This is a genomic window from Thioclava sp. UBA3469 (assembly GCF_002378135.1).
GTDB classification, from domain to species: Bacteria; Pseudomonadota; Alphaproteobacteria; order Rhodobacterales; family Rhodobacteraceae; genus Thioclava; species Thioclava sediminum.
Genome location: NZ_DFRG01000083.1, coordinates 1 through 8,171, shown reverse-complemented (window position 1 = coordinate 8,171; position 8,171 = coordinate 1). Strand labels below are relative to the sequence as shown.

Sequence of the window (8,171 nt, the reverse complement as noted above, 5' to 3'; positions counted from 1 at the left end):
CCGGGCGCCGCCGCGAAGCGCTGCTCGAAGGGCGTCAACATGGCGCTGTCCTCCATGTCCTCGCCAGCATCCGCCTTCGGGATCGAAGACAACCAGACGATCGCGACGAAAAGCGCCGCGGTCGCGCCCCATGTCCACCACGGCTTGCCCTTATGGGCGTGATGGGTGTTGAAGAAATGCCGGATCGTCACGCCCATCAGGAACACCAGAGAGGCGATCAGCCAGTTATACGCGCTGGCAAAGGCCAGCGGATAATGGTTCGACAGCATCAAGAAGATAACCGGCAGCGTCAGGTAGTTGTTATGCGTCGAGCGCTGCTTGGCGATCTTGCCGTATTTCGGATCGGGCGTGCGCCCCGCCATGAGATCGGCGACCACGATCTTCTGGTTCGGAATGATGATCAGGAACACATTCGCGGTCATGATCGTTGCGGTGAAGGCGCCCAGATGCAGCAGCGCCGCACGGCCCGAGAAGACCTGTGTGTAGCCCCAGGCCATCGCGACGAGAATGACGTAGAGCCCCAGCATCAGCCGCGTGTTATTCTCGCCAAAGCTCGACTTGCAGATCAGGTCGTAGAGGAGCCAACCCAGCGCGAGCGAGCCGATCGAGATCAGGATCGCCCCCCAGACCGGCAGCTCCATCACCCGCGGATCGATCAGGTAGAACTGCGCCTGTGTCCAATACAGAACCACCATCATCGCAAAGCCCGAAAGCCACGTCATGTAGCTTTCCCATTTGAACCATGTCAGCCGGTCGGGCATCTGCGCAGGTGCGACGAGGTATTTCTGAATATGGTAAAAGCCGCCGCCATGGACCTGCCACGCCGCGCCATGCACCCCCTTGGGGGCGCCGGGCTCGGGCACCAGCCCCAGATCAAGCGCGATGAAATAGAAGGACGACCCGATCCACGCGATCGCGGTGATCACGTGCAGCCAGCGCACCGCGAACTGCACCCATTCCAGAAAAAACGTGTAATCCATCCGTCATCCCTCGTTTTGCGCTCAGAGTTTCCCAAGCCACGCCCGAGCGCAAGCGATGGCGCGGCGGAACCGCCCGAATTTTGTCCGGTTGCTCAAAACGCAAGCAGATGGAGGACCCGCGCTCAGCTGCCGCGATAGGTGGAATAGCCATAAGGCGAGAGCAGAAGCGGCACGTGGTAATGCGCCTCGGCGTCATTCATGCCGAACCGGATCGGGATTTCATCAAGGAAAAGTGGCTCTGGCGCCCCCTGCCCGCTCGCCCTCAGATAGTCGCCCGCGGCGAAGACCAGCTCGAACTGGCCGGTGCGAAACCGCTCCATCGGCAGGATCGGCGAGTCGGTGCGCCCATCGGCATTCGTCACCATTTCGGCCAGCACCTCGCGGTCGCCCCCGTTGAGCGCGAAGAGCGTGATCTTGAGCCCTTCCGCCGGGCATCCCCGTGCCGTGTCGAGCACATGGGTGGTCAGATATCCTGCCATCGCGTTCTCCTCCGCCAATCGTCGAGACCGCGATCACTATGCTTTCGGGTGAAACAAACCGCAAGATATCGTGCGCTCACCGGAAGTTGCTTAGTATTTCACATGCTTATGGTTGATCACCGCACAGCTGCCTCTAGGTGACATTACAGGTTCACGTAGCCGTCACATCCATGTCACGTCGAAAGGCGATGGGCAGCGCAGCAACGAGCGGAAGGACCCTATGGGCAACAACATACAGCCTGTGATTTTCCCGACTGTTTCCGCTCCGCTTCTCCGCGCAGGCGCCGGGTGCCTGCCCCTCCCCGCAGATCCACCGGAGATGTGACATGAGCCGATCGCGCCATCACAACAAACAACGCTACCGCAGCCTTTTCCTGTCGGATTTCCACCTCGGCTCGCGCGGGTGCAGCCCCGGGCCGATCCTCGACTTCCTGCAAAGCGTGCAGGCCGACGCGATCTACCTCGTCGGCGATATCCTCGATCTCTGGCATGGCGGACCCGTGCAATGGGGCGACATTCATGCCGAGATCATCGAGACCCTCGAAGCCCATGCCGAGGCCGGAACGCGCATCGTCTATCTGCCCGGCAACCATGACGCGGCTTTGCGCTCGCCGGGAATGAATTTCCTCAGCTTCGAGCTTACCGAAACGGCACTCCATGTCGGCGCGGACGGGCAGCGCTACCTCATCGTGCATGGCGATCAATGCGATGCGCGCATCCTGCGCTGGCACGCGATGACCCGTTTCGGAAGCCGGATGGACGCGCTGTTCCGCGGCATCGATGCCTGGCTGCGCCGCCGCCGCGACGTCTCCGAGACCGAGCGCACCTTGATCCAGCTCGCGATCGAGGGGATCAATCATCTGATCGCGCGCGGCTCGGGGTACGAGCATCGTCTGATCGCATTGGCCTCCGAGGCCGGGGTCGACGGGATCATCTGCGGCCACTCGCACAAGCCCGCGTTGCGCGATGTCGACGGGATGACCTACGCCAATTGCGGCGACTGGGTGGACAGCCTGACCGCCTTGGCCGAGGATAGTTCCGGCGCATTGCAACTTCTTCAATGGGGCGCGGAGCCCGCAGCGGTCCCGGAGACCGGCACCCGCCCCGCCGTCGCAAAGGTTCGCGCATGACGATCGTTCTGCTGTCCCTTGCCGCCCTTCTGGGCCTCACCCTCACGGCGCATCTTCTCAGCGCTGCGATGACCGCGTGGCGCGAATCCCGCCCGCCGAAGCCGGTGCCCGACGAGTTGCCCTTCATCGCGCTGATGCGCCCGGTCTGCGGGGTCGATCCGTTCGACGCGGAGACGCTGGGCTCCTCCTTCAACCTCGACTATCCGAATTACGAGGTGATCTTCTGCGCACCCTCCGAGCGCGATCCGGCCTGCGCGCTGGTGCGTCGCCTGATCGAAGAGAACCCGCAGGTGCGCGCGCGGCTTCTGACCGGGCTCGACGCGGTGTCGGGCAATCCGAAGCTGAACAATCTGCACAAGGGGCTGTCGGCGACCGAGGCGGAGTGGCTCGCGATGGCCGACAGCAATCTGCTCTTGCCGCGCGACTACCTGCAACGGCTGGTGGCGGAGTGGCGGCCCGGCACGGGGCTCGTGTCCGCCCCGCCGGTGGCCGAACGCCCGGGCAATCTGTGGGGCGCGGTGGAGGCCGCTTTCCTCAACACCAATCAGGCGCGCTGGCAGGTGGCGGCCGACATGATCGGGATGGGGTTCGCGCAAGGCAAATCGCTGTTCTGGCGGCGCGATATCCTGATGGCGGGCGGCGGCTTCGCGGCGCTGGGGCGTAACATGGCCGAGGACGTGGCCTCGACCAAGCTGGTGCGCCGTCAGGGACTGAAGGTGCGGCTGACGCGGCACCTTTTCGCACAACCGATCGGGATGCGCTCGGCCCGCGCGGTCTGGGACCGCCAGCTACGCTGGTCCAAGGTGCGCCGCGACGGGTTCGTTATGATTTTCGCAGCCGAGATCGCGCAGGGCCCGTTCCTGCCCTTCCTCGCCGCGCTTGCCCTGGCCGCGTTGGGCGCGATGCCGTGGATCGCCCTGCCGCTTCTGGTGGCGCTGTGGTACGGTGCCGAGGTGCTGCTCGCCCGGATCGCGGGCTGGCCCGCCTCGGCGCGCGACATCGCGGGCTTCGCGATCCGCGACGCGATGTTGCCCGCGCTGTGGCTGATGACATGGTTCGGGCGCGATTTCACCTGGCGCGGCAATGACATGACCCACCGGGACGTCGCCCGCAGCGACGCCCCCGTCACGGAGTAACCTGATGATCGGCCTCGAGACGATCTCCGTATTGATGGCGAAACACGGTCTGGCCGTGCTCGCGCCGATTGCGGTGCTCGAAGGGCCGATCGTGACGGTGATCGCGGCGTGGCTCGCCAGCCAGAACATGTTCTCGGTCTGGTCGGTGGCGATCATCGTGATCCTTGCCGATCTCGTCGGCGATCTGGGGCTCTATGCGCTTGGCCGATGGGGGCTGAACCGGATGCCCAAGAAATGGCGCGACAAGCTGGGCCTCAGCCGCGCGCGGCTCGTGAGTGCGGCGCGGCACTTCCAGAACAAAGGGGTCAAGACGCTGGTTTTCGGCAAGCTGACCCATTCGGCGGGCGCGCCAGTGCTGGTCGCGGCCGGGGTCGCGCGGATGAATGTCTGGGTCTTCATGCTGACCAACCTGATCGCGACAATCCCGAAATCGCTGGCTTTCGTGGCGCTCGGCTATTGGCTCGGCTCGCATATCGGCAAGATCGACAGCTGGCTGTCGAAGGGCTCGCTGATCCTGCTGGTCGTGATCATTCTCGGCGGCACGATCTGGTTCTTTCGCCGCAAGAGGTCGCACACATGACGACGATCACCTGCATTCTGCCCGCCTATAACGAGGCCCCGCGGATTGCCGCAGTGCTCGAGCGTGTGCTGGACCATCGCCAGATCGCCGAGGTGATCGTGATCGACGACGGCTCGAGCGATGGCACCGCCGAGATCGCAGAAGGCTATCGCGACGCCCATCCGCATCTGCGGGTTCTGCGCCAGTCGCAGAACGGCGGAAAAACCGCGGCCGTGGCAGCCGGGATCGCGGAGGCCGCGGGCAGCCATCTGCTGCTGCTCGACAGCGATCTGCTGGGGCTGACCCATGCCGATCTGGGCGCGCTGATCGCGCCCGTGGCGAGCGGGGAAGCCGATGTCACGATCAGCCTGCGCCGCAACGCGCCGCGCATCTGGCGGGTGATCGGGCTCGATTACATCTCGGGCGAGCGGGTGATCCCGCGCGAGATGCTGGGCGAGCGGCTGGAGGCCCTCAACGCCCTGCCCCGCTTCGGGCTGGAAGTCTTCATGAACCGGCTGTGGATCGCAGAGCGCGCCCGGATCGCCGTCGTCTCCTGGCCCGGCGTCGACAGTCCGATGAAATCCGCGAAGCTGGGCAACTGGCGCGCAGGCGTCGCCGCCGACGCACGCATGATCCGCGATATCTTCCGCACCATCGCGCCGCATCGCGCGCTCGGCCAGATCGCTGCGATGCGCAGCCTGCGGGTTCGCGGCGAGGCGCAGGCTTTACCGCGCAAATGGTTGGAACGTATACCTCGCTGAACGGTTCGGTTCACGACAGATCAGCGGAGGTTTCATGTCACAACACGCGCGCGTCGTTATCATCGGCTCTGGCTCGGCCGGACTGTCTGCCCTGCGCGAAGTGCGCCATGCGACCGATGACTTCCTGATCGTCAACGACGGCCATTGGGGCACGACCTGCGCCGAAAGCGGCTGCATGCCCTCCAAGGCGCTGATCGAAGCCGCCAACGCCTTCCACCGCCGCCACGATTTCGAGGCCTTCGGGATTTCCGGCATCGAGGCGCTGCGCATCGATGTGCCCTCCGTGATGGCGCGGATGAAACGGATGCGCGACGGGTTCACGAAATCCCCGCGCAAGGTCCCCAAAGCCCTTGGCGACAAGGCGATCTCGGGCCGGGCGACGCTCCTCGGTCCGAACCGGATCGAGATTGAAGGCCATGGCGAGGTGACCGCCGATGCGATCATCCTCGCGACGGGCTCGTCGCCGGTGCTGCCGGGGCCGTGGAAGACCTTTGGCGAGCGTATCCTGACCACCGACACGCTGTTCACCCTTGACGATCTGCCCAAGCGGATCGCGGTGATCGGCATGGGGGCGATCGGCGTGGAACTGGCGCAGGCGATGGCCCGGATGGGGATCGAGGTCGCGGGCTTCGATGCGCTGGAAAGCGTTGCCGGCATGACCGACCCGGAGGTCGCAGCGGTCTTGCGCGACGCCATCGCGGCGGAGCTGCCGCTGCATCTGGGCGCCCCGGCGGAGATTTCCGAAGGCGATGCGGGCAGCCTGATCGTGAAAGGCGCAAGCGGCGCGGAATTCGAGGCCGATGCCGTGCTCGCCGCGATGGGACGCAAGCCCAATATTGCGGGGCTCGGGCTTGAGACGCTGGGCGTGCCGCTCGACGATCACGGGATGCCGGAGGTCGACGCCACCACGACCCGGATCGGCGATCTGCAGGTCTTTCTGACGGGCGACGCGAATGCCATTCGTCCGATTTTGCACGAGGCCTCGGACGAAGGGCATATCGCGGGGCGCAACGCCGTAGCCGATGCCCCACGCTGCTATAGCCGCCGGACCTCGATGGCCATCGCCTTCAGCGCGCCCAATGCGGTGCGCGTGGGGCAAAGCTTCAAGGATCTCGACGGGCAGGACATCCTGATCGGCAGCGCGGATTTCGCGACGCAATCGCGCGCCCGGCTGGCCGAAGAGGCGTATGGCATGCTCCGCGTCTATGCCGAGCCCGAAACCGGCAAGCTGCTGGGCTGCGAGATGGCGCTGCCCGAGGGAGAGCATTTCGCGCATCTTTTCGGCCTCGCGATCCAGTCGGGCATGAGCGTTTTCGACATGCTGGCGATGCCCTTCTATCACCCGGTGATGGAGGAAGGGCTGCGCAGCGCCCTGCGCGAAATTTCCAAGCAGCTTCCCGAGGAAGACCGGTCGGACCTCTCCGATTGCCCCGAGAAAGGGCATCCGACGCTCGATTAAAGGGCTGCGATCTCGGCCACGCGCGCGGCGTTGTCTTGCGCGGTGGTGCCGTCCGCCATCACCAGCGAGTTCTCGAACCCGACCCGCGCCTTGCCGCCCTTGGCGAGCGCATTGCGCAGGCAGTCGGTCTCGCCCGAGCCGAAGGCGCAGATCGCCCAGTCCGGGGTGATCGCCTCGGCCTGCATCCAGTCGAGGAACGGATCGAGCATCGCGGGCGTCGAGACCTGCCCCGCAACATAGCGACCCATCACGAAGATCAGTTGCAGCCCGGGATCGCGCAGCAGGCGATCCGGCAGTACATGCACCAGCGCCTCGGCATCCTCGCGGGAATAGAGGATATGTTGGATCGCGATCCCACGTTCCGCTGCCTCTTCGTAAAACCGTATTGCCTGCAATTCGTGGTCGCGCAGCATCTCGCGCGCCGAGACCGAGACCATCTGCGCGCCCGAGTTCAACGCGACATAGCGCTGATGCCCCGGTTCGTAGCGCCCTGCGGCCTCGGTGGTGATCTGGATCGCCATCTCGCCCAGAAGCGGGCGCAGATGGGCCAGCGCCTCGGCATAGGCGCCACTATCGAGCAGATGCCCGCCCGCGTCGTCGCGCAGGTGCAGGTGCAGCGCCCCTGCCCCGGCGTCGCGGCAGGCCAGCGCGGTCTGCGCAATCTCGTCCAAGGTGATCGGCAGCGCCGGGTGATCGGTCTTCGTCTTGGTCGCCCCGTTCGGCGCGACCATGATATGCGGCAGGCTCACCCGAGAACCTCGCGGATCGCGGTGCCGAGCTTGTCCACCAATTCCCCGATCTGGTCATCGGTGATGATGAAGGGCGGCGCGAGCAGGATGTGATCGCCGCGCTGGCCGTCGATCGTGCCGCCCATCGGGTAGCAGACGAGCCCCGCCTCGAAGGCCGCCGCCTTGAGCTTCTTGTTGATGGCCTTGGCCGGGTCCATCGGCTCTTTCGTGGCGCGGTCAGCCACGATCTCCAGCCCGCGGAACATGCCGCGCCCACGGATGTCGCCGATATGGGGATGCTGGCCGAAGGCCTCGCGCAGCGCCGCGTCGAGCACTTCGCCCTGCTGCGCCGCCCGCGCGACGAGGCCGCCCTCGGTGAGTTTCTTCACCACCGCGTCGCCCGCGGCGGTCGCGGTCGGGTGGCCGATATAGGTGTGGCCGTGCTGGAAGAAGCCCGAGCCGTTGACGAAGGCGTCGTAAATCTCGGAGGTGCAGAGCGCCGCCCCGATGGGCTGGTAGCCCGCACCGAGCCCCTTCGCGATGGTGACGATATCGGGCGCGATCCCGTCCTGCTCGCAGGCGAACAGCGTGCCGGTCCGGCCCATCCCGCACATCACCTCGTCGAGGATCAGCAGGATGCCGCGCTCGTCACACAGATCGCGCAGCCCCTTCAGGCATTGATCGGGCAGCGGGCGGATGCCGCCCTCGCCCTGCACCGGCTCGATGATGATCGCGGCCACGTCCTTCGGCGCAATGTCGGCGCGAAACAGCCGGTCAAGGGCCGCCAGCGTGTCGGCGACGCTGACACCTTCGGCGGCGCAGGGGAACGGCAGGTGGTGAATGCCGGCCGGGCCGATACCCAGTCCCTCACGATAGGGCGCGACCTTGCCGGTCAGGCCCATCGTCAAATGGGTGCGGCCGTGAAAGCCACCGGTGAAG

Annotated in this window: 9 protein-coding genes; 5 read left to right on the top strand and 4 right to left on the bottom strand. The window is 65.6% G+C overall.

From position 1 onward, the window contains the following. Together B3D39_RS07180 and uraH are read right to left on the bottom strand one after the other, a co-directional pair. Nucleotides 1-980 (bottom strand): urate hydroxylase PuuD (locus B3D39_RS07180; RefSeq protein WP_286789553.1); only part of this gene is annotated, 980 nt, incomplete at its 3' end. Nucleotides 981-1,102: 122 nt separating this feature from the next. Beyond that, a complete protein-coding gene (gene uraH / locus B3D39_RS07175; RefSeq protein WP_274962884.1) occupies nucleotides 1,103-1,459 on the bottom strand; it encodes a hydroxyisourate hydrolase in 357 nt (118 codons plus the stop codon). Between the two features lie 326 nt (nucleotides 1,460-1,785). On the opposite strand from uraH, the gene B3D39_RS07170 reads away from it, so the two are divergent. Genes B3D39_RS07170 through B3D39_RS07150 form a run of 5 tightly spaced genes read left to right on the top strand, consistent with a single transcriptional unit; the run spans nucleotide 1,786 to nucleotide 6,504 of the window. Beyond that, a complete protein-coding gene (locus B3D39_RS07170; RefSeq protein ID WP_078599389.1) occupies nucleotides 1,786-2,589 on the top strand; it encodes a UDP-2,3-diacylglucosamine diphosphatase in 804 nt (267 codons plus the stop codon). Next, the gene (locus B3D39_RS07165) at nucleotides 2,586-3,725 is read left to right on the top strand and encodes a ceramide glucosyltransferase (protein WP_146673470.1); all 1,140 of its coding nucleotides are present in this window, start codon (nucleotides 2,586-2,588) and stop codon (nucleotides 3,723-3,725) included. The genes B3D39_RS07170 and B3D39_RS07165 overlap by 4 nt, the downstream gene beginning before the upstream one ends. 4 nt (nucleotides 3,726-3,729) lie before the next feature. Beyond that, entirely contained in the window at nucleotides 3,730-4,305 is a 576-nt protein-coding gene (locus tag B3D39_RS07160) for a DedA family protein (RefSeq protein WP_078519551.1), read from the top strand. Beyond that, nucleotides 4,302-5,045, top strand: a complete 744-nt coding sequence (locus B3D39_RS07155; protein ID WP_274962885.1) for a glycosyltransferase family 2 protein — start codon at nucleotides 4,302-4,304, stop codon at nucleotides 5,043-5,045. The genes B3D39_RS07160 and B3D39_RS07155 overlap by 4 nt, the downstream gene beginning before the upstream one ends. A 34-nt stretch (nucleotides 5,046-5,079) precedes the next feature. Next, a complete protein-coding gene (locus B3D39_RS07150) occupies nucleotides 5,080-6,504 on the top strand; it encodes a dihydrolipoyl dehydrogenase (protein WP_274962886.1) in 1,425 nt (474 codons plus the stop codon). Here the strand turns inward: B3D39_RS07150 and B3D39_RS07145 are convergent. Continuing rightward, nucleotides 6,501-7,253 carry a 3-keto-5-aminohexanoate cleavage protein gene (locus tag B3D39_RS07145; RefSeq protein ID WP_274962887.1) on the bottom strand — a complete coding sequence of 251 codons (753 nt, stop codon included), beginning with the start codon at nucleotides 7,251-7,253 and terminating at the stop codon, nucleotides 6,501-6,503. The genes B3D39_RS07150 and B3D39_RS07145 overlap by 4 nt on opposite strands. Beyond that, a partial coding sequence (locus B3D39_RS07140; protein WP_286789552.1) for an aminotransferase class III-fold pyridoxal phosphate-dependent enzyme occupies nucleotides 7,250-8,171 on the bottom strand: 922 nt, incomplete at its 5' end. The genes B3D39_RS07145 and B3D39_RS07140, both read right to left, overlap by 4 nt.